Raw genomic sequence first — 17,322 nt, 5'->3', positions numbered from 1 at the left:
GCCCGTCAGCGGTGCCGGAACTCCGGGTCGCGCTTCTCCACGAAGGCCGCCATCCCCTCGGTCTGGTCCTCGGTCGCGAAGGTCGAGTAGAACAGGCCGCGCTCGGTGCGCACACCTTCGGTGAGTCCGGACTCGAAGGCGCGGTTCACCGCCTCCTTGGCCAGCGCCGACGCGATCGCCGACTTGCCGGCGATGGTCGCGGCCACCTCCAGCGCCTCGGTCAGCACCTGATCATCGTCGACCAGCCGGGACACCAGCCCGAGACGGTCCGCCTCGTCGGCTTTCATGGTCCGGCCGGTGAGGATCATGTCCATCGCCTTGGCCTTGCCGATGGCGCGGGTCAGCCGCTGCGAGCCGCCGATGCCCGGGATCACACCGAGGTTGATCTCCGGCTGCCCGAACTTCGCCGATTCGCCGGCGACGATCAGATCGCAGAGCATCGCGAGTTCGCAGCCGCCGCCGAGGGCGTAGCCGGAGACCGCCGCGATCGTCGGGGTGCGCAGACTCGCGAGCCGGTCCCAGCGGCTGAAGAACTGCTCGCCGCTCACCGCACTGAAGTCCTTGACCGACATCTCCTTGATGTCGGCGCCGGCCGCGAACGCCCGGTCGGAGCCGGTGAGCACGATCGCCCCGATACCCGGATCGGCGTCGAAGGCCTCGGCGGCGTCGACCACGTCGTTCATCACGTCGGTGTTGAGCGCGTTGAGCGCCTTGGGCCGATTGAGGGTGATCAGACCCGTCCGGTCGCGGACCTCCACCAGAATCGTGCTGTACTCCGTCATGGTTCTCCTTAGTCGGCTGTCGCTAGTGCGTGGTCAGGTCGAGTTCGAGGTCGCCGAGCGGTCTGGTGAAGGACTCGACGGCGGCGGAATCGATCGTATCCGGGGTGGCCGCCCAGTTCGGACGGCCGTCCTTGTCGATCACCTTGGCACGGATGCCCTCCGCCAGGTCCGGGTACTGCAGACAGCGCAGCGAGGTCCGGTACTCGCGGTGCAGCGAGTCGCGCAGCGAACGGTCGTCGCGGGCGGCGCGCAGCGCATGCAGGGTGACCGCCGAGGCCATCGGCGACATCCCCGCCATCGCCGTCGCCGCCTCGGCCAGCGCCGGCACCTCCGAGTCGGCCAGCCGCGCGGTGATCTCCGCCAGTTCACCGCCGGCGAAGGCGGTCGCGATCAGCGGGCGCAACTCGTCGAGTCCGGACACCGGTGCGGGCGCACTGTGGGCGGCGAGCACCTCGTCGACGGGCTGCTGCGCGAGATCGGCGAGCATGGCCGGCAGCCCCTCTGCCGGAACGAAGTGCGTGGCCAGTCCGAGGCTGACCGCATCCGCGCCGGAGAGATTCTTCGACGTGAGTGCGGCATAGGTGCCCAGTTCGTCGGCGAGCCGCGAGAGCAGCCAGGTGCCGCCCACGTCCGGCACCAGCCCGATCCCCACCTCCGGCATGGCCAGCCGGGTGCGGTCGGTGGCCACCCGGTGCGAGACGTGCCCGGAGATGCCGACCCCGCCGCCCATCACGATGCCGTCCATCACGGCCAGGATCGGCTTCGAATACTCGGCCAGGCGCGCATTGAGCCGGTACTCGTCCCGCCAGAAGGCGGCCGATCCGGTGGCCGCGGCCGCAGCATCGTCGGGACGAGCGCCCAGCGCGTCCGCATCCCGGTGGATGGCGACGATGTCACCGCCCGCACACAGACCCCGCTCCCCGGCGCCGGTGATCACGACGGTCTGCACCTGCGGATCGTTCTCCCACTCGTCGAGCGCCGACGCCATCAGCTGCACCATCGAGTGATCGAGGGCGTTGATCGACCGCGGCCGGTTCAGGGTGAGCCGTCCGGCCCGGCCGTCGACCTCCACGATCACCGGTTCCGTACTCTGCTGCTCGCCGCTCATCGGCCACTCCTCGTCCACTGCCGTCCGCGGTCGCGGACACACCCGTCCTCATCTACCCGCTCATGGTGGTGGGCGGCCGGTCACGGGTCAACGGGCAGATCCGCACCGTCGGGGCGCAGGTCTGCGCCGCCCTCACAGCGGCCGCGGCCGCGCCTCCCGCTCACCCAGCTCACGGCGCACCGCCAACGGCGCCGCCCCGAACCACCTGCGGCAGCTGCGGGTCAGTGAACTCTGCTCGCTGTAGCCGAGCTGCGAGGACACCGAGGACAGCGGCAGATCGTCGACCGCCAGGAGCTCCCGCGCGAGAACCTGCCGCCGATCGTCGAGCAGCCCCTCGAAGGTCGAACCCTCGGCGGCCAGCTGCCGCTGCAGCACCCGGGGGTGGACCATCAGGGTCGCCGCGACGTCCACCAGCGTCGCCTGCCCCACGGGGAGGAGTTTGCCGATGAGCTCCACCACATGCTCGCCGACGCTCAGGTAGCGGTGCTGATCGCCCAGGTACCGCGTCGCCAGCGCGTACGCCAGACCGTCCTTCCCGACGATCGGCCTGCCGAGCAGACCGGTGGGAAAGACCAGTGCGTCGGCGTCGGCGTTGAACTCGACGGGTGCCCCGAAGCAGTCGAGATAGGTGTCGGTGTCGGAGATCTGCGCGTGCCGGAACGTGATACGGGAGGGCCGGAAGCCGGTATCGGTGAGCAGTTCGAACATCCCGCCGATCACCCCGAGCGAGAGCTCGACCATCTGCGCGCGATACGGCACTCGCGATACGCCGATCTCGAATCCGAACGACGACTGCCGCCCGCCGACCGTCAATGTGGCCCGGATGGCCGGCGAGTAGGTGTGCAGGTATTTGGTCACGCCCAGCAGCCCCGCCTCGATGGTCCCGGCGTTGCGCGCCAGGACCGCGATCGGCCCGAGCATCTCCAGGTTCTGCCGCCTCGACAGCCGTAATCCGAGGTCCGGCACATGCAGCTCCTGCGCGGCTCCACCGATCACCCGCGCCAGCGCCGAGTACCGGACGTATCGGTTGTAGTCGCCGGCACTGCCCGGATCGATCCCTGCCGCGCGCAGGAAACGTTCCGGGTCACCGCCGTGCGCGCTGATGAGTTCGGGCACCTGCATCAGCGACGACCCGCGAATCAGATCCGCCATGGTCGCTAAATGTAAAAAAGTCGTCGTCTGATGTCAAGAAATTACGGATCCTTCTTGTGATTCTGAACACAGTCGGCCATCCCGGTCGGCCAGCCCATAGGAAAGGACTCCCCCATGACTTCCACGATCGACATCCCCCTGGCCCTGACCATGCAGACCAAGACTCTGCCGTGGGCCCACGACATCCTCGCGCCGGGACTGTCCATTCAGCTTCTGGTCTCCGACATCGAAGGCGGCTTCCAGGTGGTCAACACCCGGTTCAAGGCCGGCACCTCGCTGCCGACTCACCTGCACACCGGCGCCGTCCACGGCCACACCACCGCCGGCAGCTGGTTCTACCGCGAATACGGCGACGAATCCCTCAACGTCGCGGGCTCGTACATCTACGAACCGGCCGGGTCCACCCACACCCTTCACGTCCCCGAGAGCAACACCGAGGACACCGAAGCCCTGTTCATCATCCACGGCGCATTCCTGAACTACGACGCCGACGGCAACTTCGTCGGGCACATGGATGCCGCCAACACCCGGGAGGCCTACCGCGCCATTCTGCAGGCCCAGGGCGACGAGGTTCCCGAGTTCGTCATCGGCGGCACCTGTGTGTACAGCCGCTGAGTCCGGATCGTTTCGAGGAAGGCAATCCCCGTGAAAGAGAACATCGCTTCCGCACTCGACCGGGCGGTCGGCCAGTTCGGCGACCGCACCGCCATGGTCGACGGAGAGCATCGATGGACCTACCGCGAGCTCGGCGCCCGCGTTCACTCCTTCGACGCCGCACTCGACGACGCCGGGCTCGCCCCGGGTGAGGTCGTCGGCGTGCTCGCGCTCAACAACCGGGCGCATCTCGTGGCCTGGCTCGGCGTACCGCGCAGCGGACGGGTACTCAACGAGATCAACACCCGGCTGTCACCGGCCGAGATCGCCTACATCGTGGACGACTCCGCCACCCGGATGCTGATCGTCGACGATGCCTTCCTCGAAACGGCGCGGCAGCTGCGCACCGAATGCCCGTCGCTGAGCACTCTGGTCTACTGCGGCTCGGGTCCGGCGCCCGACGGCTTCCTGGACTTCGACGAGCTGACCGGCACCGACCGGACTCCCGCGCCGTCCTCCGTCGGCGGGGACGATGTGGCCGGCATCTTCTACACCGGCGGAACCACCGGCCGCCCCAAGGGAGTGATGCTCACCCACACCAATCTCACGGCCAACGCCAAACACGCACTGATCTGTCTCGGCTACACCCACCACGACGTCTACCTGCATGCCGGGCCGATGTTCCATCTCGCCGACGGCGCGTCGACGGTCGCACTGACCTGGGCCGGCGGCACACACGTGATCATCGGCGGTTTCGAGCGCAGCCTCTGGCTCGACACCGTCGAACGCGAGCGGGTGAGCCGGGCCATGCTGGTCCCGACCATGATCACCATGCTGCTCGCCGAGCCGATCGACGGGCACGACCTGAGTTCCCTGCAGTCCGTCCTGTACGGAGCCTCGCCGATGCCGTCGACTCTGCTGCGCACCGCGATCGAGACGCTGGGCTGCGACTTCTGCCAGGTCTACGGCATGACCGAGGCGGCACCCATCGTCACCTTCCTCACCCACGAGGACCACCGCGCCGGCACCGGCGGGGCAACCCCCGAGGCACAGGCACGACTGCGCTCGGCCGGCCGCCCCATCGTCGGCGTAGACGTCGTGATCCGCGGCACGGACGGCTCGGCCCTGCCCACCGGGGAGGTCGGCGAGATCACCGTCCGCGGCATGAACGTCATGTGCGGCTACCTGAACCGGCCCGAAGAGACCGAAGCCACCCTGCGCGGCGACTGGCTGCACACCGGCGACATGGGCTACCTCGACGATGGCGGCTATCTCTATGTCGTCGACCGGCTCAAAGACATGATCATCACCGGTGGGGAGAACGTGTACTCCACCGAAGTGGAGAACGCACTGCACCGGCATCCGGACGTCCTGGAGGTCGCCGTCTTCGGCACCCCCGATCCGCAGTGGGGCGAGACGGTCACCGCCGCCGTCGTCCTCCGACGGCAGGACGAGGGCATCGAAGACCGGCTGCGGGCGCACTGCCGTGATCTGATCGCCGGCTACAAGGTGCCGCGCATCGTGCACATCGTCGACGGCGCCCTGCCCAAGTCGGGCGCGGGCAAGATCCTCAAGCGCAGTCTGCGCGACCAGTACAGTCCGGCCGCCCACCTCGGCTGACACCACCCACCAGAAAGCGAGACACCCCATGTCCACCACCCCGTTCGCCGGACGCACCGTCCTGGTCACCGGAGGAACCTCCGGCATCGGCGCCGCCACGGCCCAGCACTTCGCCCGGCTCGGCGCCCGCGTGCACGCCGTCGGTCTCGGCGCCGATGCCGCCGCCTTCGACGCCGGGCTCGACATCACCGTCACCGAACTCGACGTGACCGACCGGCCGGCCGTCGACGACTTCTTCGGCACGCTCACCGAACTCGACGTCCTGGTACCGGCCGCCGGCGTCACCCTCGGTGAGGCCGAGCTCAGCCCGGAGGGCTTCGACAAGGTCATCGCGATCAACCTGCTGGCGGTGCAGTACTTCGCGTACAAGAGCGCTCCGCTGCTGGCCCGCAGCGGCAGCGGCACGATCGTCACCCTGGCCTCGATGCTGAGCACCTTCGGCTCGAGCGACGGACCGGGGTACGCCGCCAGCAAGGGCGCCATCGTCCAGCTCACCAAATCACTCGCCCAGATCCACGCCGCAAGCGGGATCCGCTGCAACGCGGTGGCCCCGGGCTGGATCGACACCCCGCTGCTCGAATCGGTCAAGACGGTCGCACCCGAGACGTACACCGGGCTGCTCGCCCGTACTCCGCTGGGCCGGTTCGGCGATCCGACCGAGGTGGCCCGGGCCATCGCCTTCCTGGCCGGCCCGGAGTCGTCGTTCATCACCGGCGTCGTGCTGCCGGTGGACGGCGGATACCTCACCGTCTGACCCCTGCCGCACCGTCCCGACCGGGCCGGAAATGGGACAGGCCCCATCTGCTGACGCAGATGGGGCCTTGGCGGTGGCGGAGGGATTTGAACCCTCGGTACGGGGTTACCGTACACAGCATTTCGAGTGCTGCACCTTCGGCCGCTCGGACACGCCACCGCGAAAAACTGTACCCGAGCCGCTGCCGACGGCGAAATCGTCAGGTCAGCACCGGTTCGCCGGCATCACGGCCCGGTGAGCTTGTCCTTGATCTCGCCGGCCTTCTCGGTCGCCGTGTTGATGGCACCCTGCACCTGCTCGTTGGCGAGCAGTTCGCTGAGCTTGTCCTGCGCGGTGGTGATCGCACCCGAGACCTGCTCGTTGGAGGCGAGCTCGCTCAGCTTGCCCTTCGCGGTCTCGACGACCGCGTTGATCTGGTCCGAGTCGGCCAGCCCGGCCACCTTCTCGCGCACCTGGTCGACGATTTCGTTGACCTTGTCCATGGGATCCGACATCGCGGTTCTGCCTTTCATCGAGGAACGCCGCCGTCGCCGGAGGATCCCGGCGCATCGCGCGTTCCTCAATTTAACCGCTGTCGCCGCCCTCGCGCCGGGCCGCGAAGAAATCCTCGAGCAGGTCAGCCGCCTCCTGCGCCAACACCCCGCCCAGCACCTCCGGGCGGTGCTGCTGGCGGGGATCGCGCAGCAGGTCCCACTGCGAGCCGACGGCTCCGGTCTTGGGTTCGAAGGCCCCGAAGACCACCGACGAGATGCGGGCCAGCGCAATGGCTCCGGCACACATCGCACACGGCTCCACCGTCACCACCAGGGTGCAGCCCGACAGCCGCCAGCCGTCCCCGTGCACCGCGGCGGCGGCCCGCAGCGCCAGGATCTCGGCGTGCGCCGTCGGATCGTGATCGGCCTCGCGCCGGTTGACCGCCCGGGCCAGCTCCGTACCGTCCGGTCCCAGCACCACTGCGCCGATCGGCACATCGCCGTCCGGTGCCGCACCTGCCGCCGCCAGCGCCTCCCGCATCATCGCTTCGGCGTCCTCACGCGGACTCATCGGCTCGCCCGTGCCCCGGTCAATGGCCGATCTGGTCCAGCACGTCCGCGAGCTCGTCGGCGAAGCCGAGACGGGCCGCAATCATGCCGAGTTGTTCGTCGGCGTACAGGTCGGTGTCGGAGACGATGATGCTCATCACCGCATCGGGCAGGCCCAGATCGGCCAGCACGCCCAGGTCGCCTTCCTCCCACGGTTCGACGCCGTCGATCTCGTCCGGATCGATGTCCGGAATCTCCACATGCAGCCGGTCGAGCACATCGGCGGCGATGTCGTAGTCCACCGCGGCCGTCGCATCGGAGATCAGTAGACGCGCCCCGGCCGGCGACGGGCGAAGCACGATGAAGAACTCGTCGTCCACGTCCAGCAACCCGAATGCGGCACCCGCCGAGCGCATTTCGCGCAGCTGCAGCTCGGCGTCCTCGAGGGCGTCGAGGGCACCGCGCCGCAACGCGGTGACCTTCCAGCCCGACTCCTCGCGCACCACCGCCACGGCGAAACCCTCGACGTCGAGCTCGTCCGCGCGTGCATCACCGGTGGTCATGCTGGTCACGGTAGCCGCTTTTCGCTCACTCCCCCAAGTCTTCCTGGCACCGATGTGCCACGGTAGAGGGCGTGAGTCACGACAGTTCCCGCCCCGTCTGCATCCTCGGCCTCGGCCTGATCGGTGGATCCCTGCTGCGGGTCCTGCACGATTCGGGCACCCCCGTCTACGGCTACAACCGCTCCGCGGCCACCGTCGAGGCCGCCACCGCCGACGGCTACCAGGCATCGGCGGACCTGACGGCCGTCCTCGGCCGCGCCGCCGACGACGACGCCGTGATCGTGCTCGCCGCGCCGCTCTTCGCCCTGCCCGACCTGGTCGACGCCGTCGCCGCCACCGCCCCGCGCTGTCTGCTCACCGATGTGGTGAGCGTCAAGGAGAAGGTCTCGGCGATCGTCGCCGAACGGCATCCCGGCGGACGGTTCGTAGGCGGGCATCCGATGGCCGGCACCAGCCGGTCCGGGTGGGCCGCCACCGATCCGGAACTGTTCGCGGGCGCGATGTGGATGGTCGCCACCGCCGACCAGACCGATCCGGAGGACTGGCTCACCGTGGCACGCATCGCGCGGCGGGCCGGCGCCTTCGTGGTGCCCGCCGCCGACGACGCCCACGACCGGGCGGTGGCCGCGATCTCACACAACCCGCATCTCACCGCGGCGGTGACTGCGGCCGTGGGCGCCGGCGAGAGCCGGCTGGCGCTCCGGCTGGCCGCAGGCAGCTTCCGCGACGGCACCCGCGTCGCCGGCACCGCGCCCGAACTGCAGCGGGCCATGCTCGAAGGCAACGCCACCGCCCTGCTGAACACACTGAGCGAGACCATCGACCGGCTCACCGCCGCCCGCGACGCCCTGCGCGATCACGGCAGCACCGAGGTGATCGTCGACGACGGCCACCGTGCGCGGCTGCTCTACGAGGAACTGGCCGGCAGCGGACCGGCCCCGATCAGCCCCACCCCGATCAGCGACGTCCAGGTGGGCGCGCCCGGCTGGGCCGAGGAGTTGCGCAGGCAGGCCCATCTGGGCCGGGTCTGGACCGACTGAACCCGTGTGGCCCGGGCGTCAGATCCGGGTGGCCACACCCGGGTAGTCGCGCACCAGCCCCTCGTCGTCGACGACCAGCGTCGACGAGACTCCCGGATAGCTCACCTGCACCTGGGAGTCGCTGAACCGGTAGGCGACGTCCATCTGGTCCACGCTGTAGCTCGGCAGGCTCAGGTACACCACCGGCAGTTCCACCGACTCCGCACCGCGGGCCATGGCGAAGCGGCGGATCGGCACCGTCTTGAAGAACGGCGACAGCTCCACGTCGATGGTCTCGGCGCCGCCGAAATCACTGTGCACGGCACTGTCCGGGCTCTGCACCATCCACCGGCCGTCCATGTCGCGGCTGATGTCGAGCTGGCTCTCACCGCTGGCCTTGAGCATCCGCAGCGACAACCGCCGGGTGACCCCGCTCTCGGTGGTGACCAGCTCGTACGAGACCGAGAAGGCCTCATGGTCGGCGGTCTCGGCGCTGATGATCCGGCCGTAGGCACGCACCCGCGAGCCGCTGATGTTCACCCGTACCTGCTCGAGGCGGTCGGCATCGGCACCGCGCCAGGTGAGCATCGTCTTGACGTCGCGGGAGGCTTGACCCTGGGACGGGCCGTCGGCTCCGGCTGATTGGCTGAAGGTCACCGTCCTACGGTAACCGCTTTCAGCCTTTGCAGGTCAACGTGCGGTTCGGTGATTCCGCCGACAGCTGGTTCTCGGCGACCACCTGCGTACCGATACGGATCTCGCAGCTGGCCGAATGGCCGTCCATCACGTCGGCCACCAGAGCCGGGACGTCGCCGGTCCCGGTGAACGTCCGGGACCAGCTGCCACGGCTCAGCAGCGCCACCATCGGCCGGTCACCCAGCGTGTACGCGATGCTCGCCGGACCGTCGGAGGTCACCACATAGCGCACCTGCTGTCCGCGGTTGTCCTGCCCGGGGCCGGACGGGGCGCTGCTCTCCGGCACCCGGCTGCCCGGCGGGGTGTCGGGCTCGTCCTCGTGCTGCGGCGCCTGATCGTCGAGATACGGATCGTCCAGCGGCTGGGAGACCGGCGGTTCGCTGCGGGCGACCGGTTCTTCGGCGTCCCGTGAGGTCACCTTCAGTGCGGCGACCACCGCCAGCAGCAGCACCAGCACCCCGAGGACCGCGTATGCGGCGCGCGGCCCGGGACGTCGCTCCGGCGGGGGCGGCGGTCCCACCGGGGCCGACGGCGGCTCCGGGTCGGCGGGCGGGGCGGCCGCCGTCGTGGGCGGGGCATAACCGAATCGGGGCGTGCCGTCGGCGTCGAAGCCCAGCGCCGGGTAGGTCTGCCCGACCGCCACCGGCGCGCGGTACGGCGGCGCGGGCACGCGCCGGGGTTCGTCTGCGGGGCCGGTCATGTTCTCCATTGTGCCGATCGGCCCGCCGGTTCGGGTACCGACCCGGCCGGCCGGACCGCGGAGGACGGGGCCACACCTCGCCGATCCCCTCGAATCCGATCTGCTCGAATCCGATCTCCACTAATCACAGAGTGCACGAATGCGCCCGAAGGGACTCCGCCCGCTCCTTCGTCGCGGGCTCCTCGAATCACAGAGTGCATAGATGCTGCTACGCCCCCACCTTCGTTCCTCAGGTGGGGGCGTAGCAGGACGGTGCGCCCGAAGGGATTCGAACCCCTAACCTTCTGATCCGTAGTCAGATGCTCTATCCGTTGAGCTACGGGCGCATATGCCGAAACGAGTGTACTCGATCGGCGAGATTCAGTTGTTCCGGGCGGACCCGGTCGGCGGAGGCGAGAGGATTTGAACCTCCGGTCCCGTTTTAGCAGGACAATTCATTAGCAGTGAATCCCATTCGGCCGCTCTGGCACGCCTCCTGGCGTCAAACCCTTGCGGGCTCGCCGAGGATGAAGATTACAAGGGCACTGCCCGAACGGCAAATCCCGAGGTGGCTGGGGACCGGCGAACCCTCGGGGCATACATTTGTGGAGTGACGCTGCGCATTCGTGAGGACCTCGATTCGCTGCCGGCCTATGTGCCCGGCAAGACCTTCCCCGGAGCGGTCAAGCTGGCCAGCAACGAGGTGACCGACCCGCCGCTGCCCGCCGCCCTGGCCGCCGTCGCCGAGGCTGCGAGCACCGCCAACCGCTACCCGGACAACGGCATGGTCGAGCTCACCGCGGCCCTCGCCGATCACCTCGGCGTGCACCCCGACGAGGTCCAGGTGGGCGCCGGATCGGTCATCCTGTGCCAGAACCTGATCACCGTCACCTGCCGCCCCGGCGACGAGGTGATCTTCGCCTGGCGCTCGTTCGAGACCTACCCGCTCGCGACGCGCGTCGTGGGCGGCGTCCCCGTGCAGATCCCGCTCACCGACGACGCCGTGCACGACCTGCCCGCCATGGCCGCCGCCGTCACCGACCGCACCCGGCTGATCTTCGTCTGCAACCCGAACAACCCGACCGGCACCGTCGTCACCGCCGCCGCACTGCGCGAGTTCCTCTCCAGCGTCCCCGGCGAGGTGATCGTCGCCCTCGACGAGGCCTACTTCGAATACCAGCGCCTGGACGAGGCACACGCCTACGACGCCCTCGCCCTGCGCCGGGAGTTCCCCAACCTGGTGGTGCTGCGCACCTTCTCCAAGGCCTACGGGCTGGCCGGACTGCGGGTGGGCTATGCGGTGGGCGCCCCCGAGGTGATCACCGCCCTGCACAAGGTGCACGTGCCGTTCACGGTCAGCAGCGTGGCGCAGGCCGCCGCCGTCGCCTCCCTGCGCGCCAAGGACCAACTGCTGGCTCGCACCGACGCCGTGGTAGCCGAACGCTCCCGGGTCACCGGCGCGCTGCGCGAGCTGGGCTACCGGGTACCCGATTCGGAGGCCAACTTCGTCTGGCTGGATCTGGGCGCGCAGGCAATGCCGTTCGCGCAGGCGAGCACCGAGGCCGGTCTGATCGTCCGGCCGTTCGACGGCGACGGGGTGCGCGTGACGGTCACCAATCGCGAGGAGGACGACGCCTTCCTCACCTTCGCCCGCACCTGGGCGCAGCGCGACTGAGGCGAACCGCTCCGCCGCTGGTGCGAGCGTCGCCGGAGTGGGCCGCCACTACCAGATCGACGGGCCGAGCACGCCCCACGCCTTCGGCAGATCTTCCTTCCAGTACCACCAGCTGTGGGTGCCGATGAGCCGGAACCCGGGCACATACGAGATGCCCGACGCCGTCAGATCGGTGGCGAACTCGAGCGAGCAGCGGTACGCCGCGGCCTCGAGCGCCGAGCCGGCCGCGATCTGCGCGTCCTTCGGCCCCTCGGACGGATCGCGTTCGGCCAGCAGATCCTGCGGGCCCACCGCGCCGGAACCGGCCGACAGGAAGAGGGCCTTGCCCCGCAGCGCATCGAGGTGCAGCGCCGGATCGTTGGCCCGCCACGCGGACGCACCGGAACGGCCCCACATATTGTCGGCATCGCCGCCGGATTTGGCGACGGTGGACCGCACGTAGGCCTCGTTCGCCGGACTCGACACCGGCGGGCATCCGCTCAGCGAGCCGACCCCGCGGTACAGGTCCGGATTGCGGGTGGCCAGCGCGAACGCCGACTGCCCGCCCATCGACAGCCCCATCACCGCGTTGCGGCCGTTGCTGCCGAACTCCTCGGCGATCACCGGCGGCAGCTCCTTGGTCAGGAAGGTCTCCCACTGCGGCTTGCCCAGCTTGGGGTCCTTGCGCTGCCAATTGGTGTAGAACGAGCCCTCGCCGCCGGCGGGCAGCACCACGTTCACGTTCTTGCCGGCGAAGAATTTCTGCGCGCCGCCCTTGGTGATCCAGTCGCTGACCTTCTCTCCGGCGTCGGCGCCGTCGAGCAGGTAGAGCGTTCCGCGCGGCGCCGCACCGCCCGGCGACAGCACGGTCACCGGCACCGTCGCGCGCATCGCCTTGGACTTGATCTTCAGGTCGGTGCGGTAGATGCCCTTGTGGTCCTTGGCGACCACACGGGCACCGAGCGGTGCCGCCTCAGCGACCCCCGGCGCGCACATCGCCCCGGCCATCGCGACGCTGAGCGCCACGACCCCTGCGGCGAGGATTCCGGAGATGCGGCGCTTCATGCTCGCCGAGGGTACCGGCCGCAGACCGCATCCGCAGAACCCGCCCCGTTCCCGGAGACCTCACAGCGTGTCGGACGTTCGAGTGATATCGGAGCATTAGGGTCCTTTCACCCTGCTCGACCGCGGTCCGGATAGCTAGCATCAACTCAGGTGAGGATAAGCAAACCCGAGGCGAGAGGCCATCGGCCTCAGACCGCATCGAGTGAGGAACAGGCCCCATGACACCGCTGTCCGATGTCGCCATCGGATCCACCATCACCGTCCACGGATTCAGCGACGACTGCCCGGACGGGGTGCGGCAGCGCCTCGCCAGCCTCGGCTTCACCGAGCAGGCAAGCGTGGACAAGCTCCGCAAGGCCCCGATGGGCGACCCGAGTGTCTACCGGGTGATGGACTACCAGATCTGCCTGCGCAACCGCGAAGCCCGCTACGTCACCTGCCGGGAACACTCATGAGCGACTGCTGCTCCCCCGGCGGGCTGCCCGCCTCGGAGGATCCCGGCCGTCGGCACGACCCGGACTGCCGGCACGCCGCACCCCCGGACTCCGCCTGCCCGCACTGCGGGTCGGGCGGACTGCCGGCCGACGAGGACCCCGGACGGCTGCCCGCCGATTCGTCCTGCCCGCACTGCACCGCGCAGGGCGAGAGCGCCGAGCCGGCCCCCGACGCCCTCCGCTTCGCACTGATCGGCTGCCCCAACGCCGGCAAGACCTCCGTCTTCAACGCCCTGACCGGACTGCGCCTGAAGACCGGCAACTATCCGGGCGTCACGGTGACCCGGACCGTGGGCCGCACCCGGGTCAAAGCCCCCGCCACGGTCACCGCCGGCGCCGGCGGCCGCCGGTCGCGCAAAGACACGATCGACGTCTACCTCGAGGACCTGCCCGGCACGTACAGCCTCGACCCGATCTCGCCGGACGAGCAGGTCGTCGCCGATCTCCTCGGCGGCCGGCTCAAGGGCATCTCGCGGCCCGGCGCCGCCCTGGTCGTGGTCGACGCCACCGTCCTCGAACGCTCACTGGCGCTGGTCGCCGAGGCGATGAACCTGGGCGTCCCGGTCGCCGTCGTGCTGACCATGACCGACGAGATGGACTCGCGGGGCGGAGCGGTCGACCCGGTGGGACTCGAGCAGGCGCTCGGCATCCCGGTCCGGGCGGTGATCGGCACCAAGAAGTCGACCCTCGAACCGGTGCGCGAGCTGCTGGCCGATCCGTCGTCGTGGCCGCAGCCGATCGTGCCGCCGCCGGCCGTCGCCGGCCCCGAACGGGTCGACTGGGTGCGCTCGGCGCTCACCGAAGCCGGCTACCGCGCACCCAGCGAACACTCCACCACCCGGCGGATCGACCGGCTGCTGCTGCACCCGGTCTGGGGCATGCTCATCTTCCTGGCGATCATGTTCCTGTTCTTCCAGGTCATCTTCACCGTCGCGGCACCGCTGCAGGGCTACGTCGAGGAATTCTTCAACTGGCTCGGCACCCTGGTGACCGATCACGTCTCGCAACCGGTCCTGGCCGACTTCCTGTCGACCGCGCTGATCGGCGGCGTGGGCGGCATTCTGGTCTTCCTCCCGCAGATCATGCTGATGTTCCTGCTGATCTCGCTGATGGAGAACGTCGGCTACATGTCCCGCGCCGCGTATCTCACCGACAGGGTGATGAGCCGGGCCGGGCTGGAGGGACGGGCCTTCGTGGCGATGCTGTCGTCGCTGGCGTGCGCGGTACCCGGCATCATGGCCACCCGGACCATCCCCTCGTCCCGGGACCGGATCGCCACCACCATGGCCGCCCCGCTGATGACCTGTTCGGCGCGTATCCCGGTGTTCGTGCTGCTGATCGGCATGCTGGTGGACGAGTCCAGCAGGGTCTGGTTCTTCAGCGCCCAGGGCGTCATCATGTTCGGGCTGTATCTGCTCGGTGTCGTCTCGGCGATGCTCGCCGCGGCCGTCTTCAAACGCCTCAAGAGTCTGCGCAGCGGTCTCATGCCCTTCTACATGGAGATGCCCCCGTACCGGGTGCCGAGCCTCTCGAACGTGCTGCTGACCATGTGGGACTCGTCCAAGGAGTTCCTGGCCAAGGTCGGCAAGATCATCCTCGCCACCTCCATCGTGCTGTGGGTGCTGCTCTCCCTGCCCCCGCGCACCGACCAGGCCGATGCGATCCACGAGCAGACGGTCGCCGCGGCGCTGGCCTCCGGCGCTTCCGAGGACGACGCGCTCGCCGCCGGCGATGCCGAGGCCCGCTCGTTCGTGCTCGACAACTCCTATGCGGCGGCGATCGGCAAGGCCGTCGAGCCCGTCTTCGCCCCGCTCGGCTTCGACTGGCGGATCGACATCGGCATCCTCGGCTCGTTCGCCGCCCGCGAAGTGGTGGTGTCGACCCTCGGCCAGATCGCGGCCGCCGAGGACCCGGACAATCCGGATCAGGCGCTGGCGAACATGGTGCACACGCACGGTGACAAGCAGGGCGAGAAGGTCTTCACCACACCGACGATCGTCGCCATGCTGCTGTTCTTCGTGTACGCACTGCAGTGCATGTCCACCGTGGGCGCCATCCGCCGCGAGACCAACTCGTGGAAGTGGCCGCTCATCGCCTGGACCTACATGTTCGTGCTGGCCTGGATCGCGGCCTTCATCGGCTACCAGATCGCCGCGGCGGTGAGCTGACGCCATGGGCGTGCATCTCACTCCGCTGCCGCCGGCCGACGGCGCACCCGGTTGCGTCGACTGGCGGGTCGGCCCGGGCCTGGTCCGGGCCGAGGCCGACGTGCCCCCGGACACCGCCCCCGCTCCGGTGCGCGCCCTCTTCGACGCCGACGTCCTGGCCGCTGTGCGCATCGAACCCGGCCGGATCCGCACCCGCTTCACCGACGGCCACTCCGCCGAACAGGACGGGGCCGCCGTCCGGTCGGCGCTCTTCGCGGTGCTCTCCCAGCCCGGCGGCTGGCCCGCCGGCCCGCAGGATGCCGCAGAGGTGAGCGCCGCGGCCGACGCCGAGATCGCCGCCGCGGTCCGGCAGGTGCTGGCCGACGAGTTCGGGGCCTACACCGCCGTTCACGGCGGGCGCATCGACCTGGTGGGAGTGGACGACGGCGTGGTCACCGTCTCCCTGGGCGGCGCCTGCCACGGCTGCTCGGCCGCCGGCCGCACGCTCTCGGAGAATCTCGCGCTGCGCCTGTCCCGAATCCCCGGCTATCGGACGCTGCGCACCGCCGCGGCTCCGACCGCCCTGCCGAAGCCCACTTTTCGTCCCCGCAGGTTCCGTCGATCGCTCTGAAGCGTTCGGCGAAGCCGCCCAGTCACGGAGCAGCCATGCCCTTCCTGTCCGCCTTGACCACTCCGATCCGGATCGGCGCCGCCGCCGGGGTCGCCGTCGCCGCGGGCAACGAGCTGGCCAGCACCACGGCCAACGTCGAGGCCGCCGCCCGCACGGTGACCGGTGCCGGTTCGAGTCTGCTCGGCGGCGCCGCCCAGAGCAGCGGCGAGCTCGCCCGGGCCGTGGCCGGCGCGGTGGGTGAGGCCGTCGGTGCGCCGCCGGCCCGCCGGCTCAGCCGCCAGGGCGAGCACTACTGGATCGAGGTGCGCGGCCTCGACCGGCAGTTCACCGCCCTCGCCGCCGAACTGCGCGCCCGGCTCGAGCCGATCGCCGGCGTGACCGCCGTCCACGTGAACGGGCCGCTCTCCCGGGTACTGGTGACCGTCGCCCCGATCGGGCAGCACCATCCGCGGCGGCAGCGGCTCGTCGACGCGGTGACCGCCGCCGAGGAGGCGGTCCGTTCGCTCGACCCGCAGGTGGGCATCGCCCGGCGCGACCCGATCCCGCTGCCCGGCGACGACGCGCCGCTGGCCGCCGGCCTGGCCGGCGCCGGCCTGGGCGCCGCCGGGGTCGCGGCCTCCGCCGTCACCGCGCTGGCGCCGGGGCTGAGACTGTCCCGGGTGGTGTCGGCACCGATCGCCGTCCTCGACTATCACCCCGCACTGCGCGCCCGCCTCGCCGGGACACTGGGCGAACCGGGCAGCGAACTCCTGATCCGCACGCTGGCATCGGCGGCCGCCGGACTCACCGGCGCCCCGGCCGCGGCGCTGGTGAACACCGCGCTCAGTGCGGTGGGCACCGCCGAGGCGCTCGCCGGCCGGCGCGGCTGGGAGCGCACCGCGCCGGAGCTGGCCGACCGGGCCCGCACCGGCGGCGACGTTCCGGTCCCGCCCGGCGGCCTCGACCGTCCGGCACCGCCGGCGGCGTCGCGGTACGAGCGCCTCTCGGTGAACACCGGACTGATCGGGGCCGGGCTGGTCGGTCTGACCGGTACGGCAGCGCAGGGCGCCGATGCGGCCGTCGTCGGCACTCCGAAGGCGGTCCGCACCGTGGGCGAGACCTTCGCGACGGTGTTCGGCAGCCGGCTCGCCGAACGGCACGCGGCGCTGATCCTGCGGCCGTCGGCCCTGCGGCGGCTGGCAGGCATCGACACCCTGCTGGTGGAACCACGGGCCCTGTTCACCACCGAACTCCGGGTGAGCCGGGTCTCCGGGATCGCACCGGAGGATCGCTCGGTGGTCTGGCAGGCGGCCGGCGAGGCGCTGGCCGCGGGCCGGCTGTCGGTCGGCTGGAACACCCTGAC

The 17,322-nt window shown here is 70.2% G+C and carries 19 protein-coding genes and 3 tRNA genes; 8 read left to right on the top strand and 14 right to left on the bottom strand.

What is annotated here, in order from left to right:
• Positions 1–5: 5 nt before the first annotated feature.
• The 3 genes from ACJMNC_RS04810 to ACJMNC_RS04800 form a co-directional block, all read right to left on the bottom strand.
• A complete protein-coding gene (locus ACJMNC_RS04810) occupies positions 6–782 on the bottom strand; it encodes an enoyl-CoA hydratase (RefSeq protein WP_408946812.1) in 777 nt (258 codons plus the stop codon).
• A 22-nt stretch (positions 783–804) separates the two neighbouring features.
• Positions 805–1,890 carry a 3-hydroxyisobutyryl-CoA hydrolase gene (locus ACJMNC_RS04805; RefSeq protein ID WP_408946811.1) on the bottom strand — a complete coding sequence of 362 codons (1,086 nt, stop codon included), beginning with the start codon at positions 1,888–1,890 and terminating at the stop codon, positions 805–807.
• A gap of 132 nt (positions 1,891–2,022) precedes the next feature.
• Positions 2,023–3,042, bottom strand: coding sequence for an AraC family transcriptional regulator (locus ACJMNC_RS04800; RefSeq protein WP_408946810.1), 1,020 nt, complete (start codon positions 3,040–3,042; stop codon positions 2,023–2,025).
• 114 nt (positions 3,043–3,156) lie between these two features.
• Here ACJMNC_RS04800 and ACJMNC_RS04795 point away from each other — a divergent pair, with 114 nt between their 5' ends.
• From ACJMNC_RS04795 to ACJMNC_RS04785, 3 genes are read left to right on the top strand one after another with little or no spacing between them, the layout of a single operon-like run.
• A complete protein-coding gene (locus tag ACJMNC_RS04795; RefSeq protein ID WP_408946809.1) occupies positions 3,157–3,657 on the top strand; it encodes a 2,4'-dihydroxyacetophenone dioxygenase family protein in 501 nt (166 codons plus the stop codon).
• A gap of 30 nt (positions 3,658–3,687) precedes the next feature.
• Entirely contained in the window at positions 3,688–5,256 is a 1,569-nt protein-coding gene (locus ACJMNC_RS04790) for a long-chain-fatty-acid--CoA ligase (protein WP_408946808.1), read from the top strand.
• 28 nt (positions 5,257–5,284) lie between these two features.
• On the top strand, positions 5,285–6,010 hold the full coding sequence (locus tag ACJMNC_RS04785; RefSeq protein ID WP_408946807.1) for an SDR family NAD(P)-dependent oxidoreductase: 726 nt from the start codon (positions 5,285–5,287) through the stop codon (positions 6,008–6,010).
• 68 nt (positions 6,011–6,078) lie between these two features.
• Here ACJMNC_RS04785 and ACJMNC_RS04780 read toward each other — a convergent pair.
• From ACJMNC_RS04780 to ACJMNC_RS04765, 4 genes are all read right to left on the bottom strand, one after another.
• A tRNA-Ser gene (locus ACJMNC_RS04780) sits at positions 6,079–6,169 on the bottom strand.
• Positions 6,170–6,234: 65 nt separating this feature from the next.
• Positions 6,235–6,504: a hypothetical protein gene (locus ACJMNC_RS04775; protein WP_408946806.1), complete on the bottom strand. Its 270-nt coding sequence runs from the start codon at positions 6,502–6,504 to the stop codon at positions 6,235–6,237.
• A gap of 70 nt (positions 6,505–6,574) precedes the next feature.
• Positions 6,575–7,054, bottom strand: a complete 480-nt coding sequence (locus ACJMNC_RS04770) for a nucleoside deaminase (protein WP_408946805.1) — start codon at positions 7,052–7,054, stop codon at positions 6,575–6,577.
• A gap of 19 nt (positions 7,055–7,073) precedes the next feature.
• Complete coding sequence (locus ACJMNC_RS04765; RefSeq protein ID WP_408946804.1) at positions 7,074–7,595, bottom strand: tRNA adenosine deaminase-associated protein; 522 nt, start codon at positions 7,593–7,595, stop codon at positions 7,074–7,076.
• A 71-nt stretch (positions 7,596–7,666) separates the two neighbouring features.
• Here ACJMNC_RS04765 and ACJMNC_RS04760 point away from each other — a divergent pair, with 71 nt between their 5' ends.
• Positions 7,667–8,635 (top strand): prephenate dehydrogenase, encoded by a 969-nt coding sequence (locus tag ACJMNC_RS04760; RefSeq protein ID WP_408946803.1) that lies wholly within the window; start codon positions 7,667–7,669, stop codon positions 8,633–8,635.
• Between the two features lie 18 nt (positions 8,636–8,653).
• On the opposite strand, the gene ACJMNC_RS04755 is transcribed toward ACJMNC_RS04760, so the two are convergent.
• From ACJMNC_RS04755 to ACJMNC_RS04740, 4 genes are all read right to left on the bottom strand, one after another.
• Entirely contained in the window at positions 8,654–9,271 is a 618-nt protein-coding gene (locus ACJMNC_RS04755; RefSeq protein ID WP_408946802.1) for a putative glycolipid-binding domain-containing protein, read from the bottom strand.
• 19 nt (positions 9,272–9,290) lie between these two features.
• Positions 9,291–10,010: a hypothetical protein gene (locus ACJMNC_RS04750; RefSeq protein WP_408946801.1), complete on the bottom strand. Its 720-nt coding sequence runs from the start codon at positions 10,008–10,010 to the stop codon at positions 9,291–9,293.
• A 253-nt stretch (positions 10,011–10,263) separates the two neighbouring features.
• Positions 10,264–10,336: transfer RNA gene (locus ACJMNC_RS04745), tRNA-Arg, on the bottom strand.
• A 61-nt stretch (positions 10,337–10,397) separates the two neighbouring features.
• Positions 10,398–10,486 (bottom strand) — tRNA-Ser (locus ACJMNC_RS04740).
• A 113-nt stretch (positions 10,487–10,599) separates the two neighbouring features.
• On the opposite strand from ACJMNC_RS04740, the gene hisC reads away from it, so the two are divergent.
• Positions 10,600–11,664, top strand: coding sequence for a histidinol-phosphate transaminase (hisC, locus tag ACJMNC_RS04735; protein ID WP_408946800.1), 1,065 nt, complete (start codon positions 10,600–10,602; stop codon positions 11,662–11,664).
• Positions 11,665–11,712: 48 nt separating this feature from the next.
• Here the strand turns inward: hisC and ACJMNC_RS04730 are convergent, their stop codons facing one another.
• The gene (locus ACJMNC_RS04730; RefSeq protein WP_408946799.1) at positions 11,713–12,708 is read right to left on the bottom strand and encodes an alpha/beta hydrolase; all 996 of its coding nucleotides are present in this window, start codon (positions 12,706–12,708) and stop codon (positions 11,713–11,715) included.
• A gap of 218 nt (positions 12,709–12,926) precedes the next feature.
• Here ACJMNC_RS04730 and ACJMNC_RS04725 point away from each other — a divergent pair, with 218 nt between their 5' ends.
• Genes ACJMNC_RS04725 through ACJMNC_RS04715 form a run of 3 tightly spaced genes read left to right on the top strand, consistent with a single transcriptional unit; the run spans position 12,927 to position 15,980 of the window.
• Positions 12,927–13,163 (top strand): ferrous iron transport protein A, encoded by a 237-nt coding sequence (locus ACJMNC_RS04725; protein WP_408946798.1) that lies wholly within the window; start codon positions 12,927–12,929, stop codon positions 13,161–13,163.
• Positions 13,160–15,370: a ferrous iron transporter B gene (locus tag ACJMNC_RS04720; protein WP_408946797.1), complete on the top strand. Its 2,211-nt coding sequence runs from the start codon at positions 13,160–13,162 to the stop codon at positions 15,368–15,370. Before ACJMNC_RS04725 ends, ACJMNC_RS04720 begins: the two co-directional genes overlap by 4 nt.
• A 4-nt stretch (positions 15,371–15,374) precedes the next feature.
• A complete protein-coding gene (locus ACJMNC_RS04715) occupies positions 15,375–15,980 on the top strand; it encodes a NifU family protein (RefSeq protein WP_408946796.1) in 606 nt (201 codons plus the stop codon).
• On the opposite strand, the gene ACJMNC_RS04710 is transcribed toward ACJMNC_RS04715, so the two are convergent.
• Positions 15,896–16,675 (bottom strand): hypothetical protein, encoded by a 780-nt coding sequence (locus ACJMNC_RS04710; protein WP_408946795.1) that lies wholly within the window; start codon positions 16,673–16,675, stop codon positions 15,896–15,898. The two genes, ACJMNC_RS04715 and ACJMNC_RS04710, sit on opposite strands and share 85 nt — an antisense overlap.
• Positions 16,672–17,316 carry a hypothetical protein gene (locus ACJMNC_RS04705; RefSeq protein WP_408946794.1) on the bottom strand — a complete coding sequence of 215 codons (645 nt, stop codon included), beginning with the start codon at positions 17,314–17,316 and terminating at the stop codon, positions 16,672–16,674. Before ACJMNC_RS04705 ends, ACJMNC_RS04710 begins: the two co-directional genes overlap by 4 nt.
• Positions 17,317–17,322: the final 6 nt, after the last annotated feature.

The organism is Gordonia sp. VNK21, assembly GCF_046098115.1.
Classification (GTDB): Bacteria; Actinomycetota; Actinomycetes; order Mycobacteriales; family Mycobacteriaceae; genus Gordonia.
Note: the sequence above shows the minus strand (reverse complement) of the source record. Positions and strands in the feature narration are given on the sequence as shown.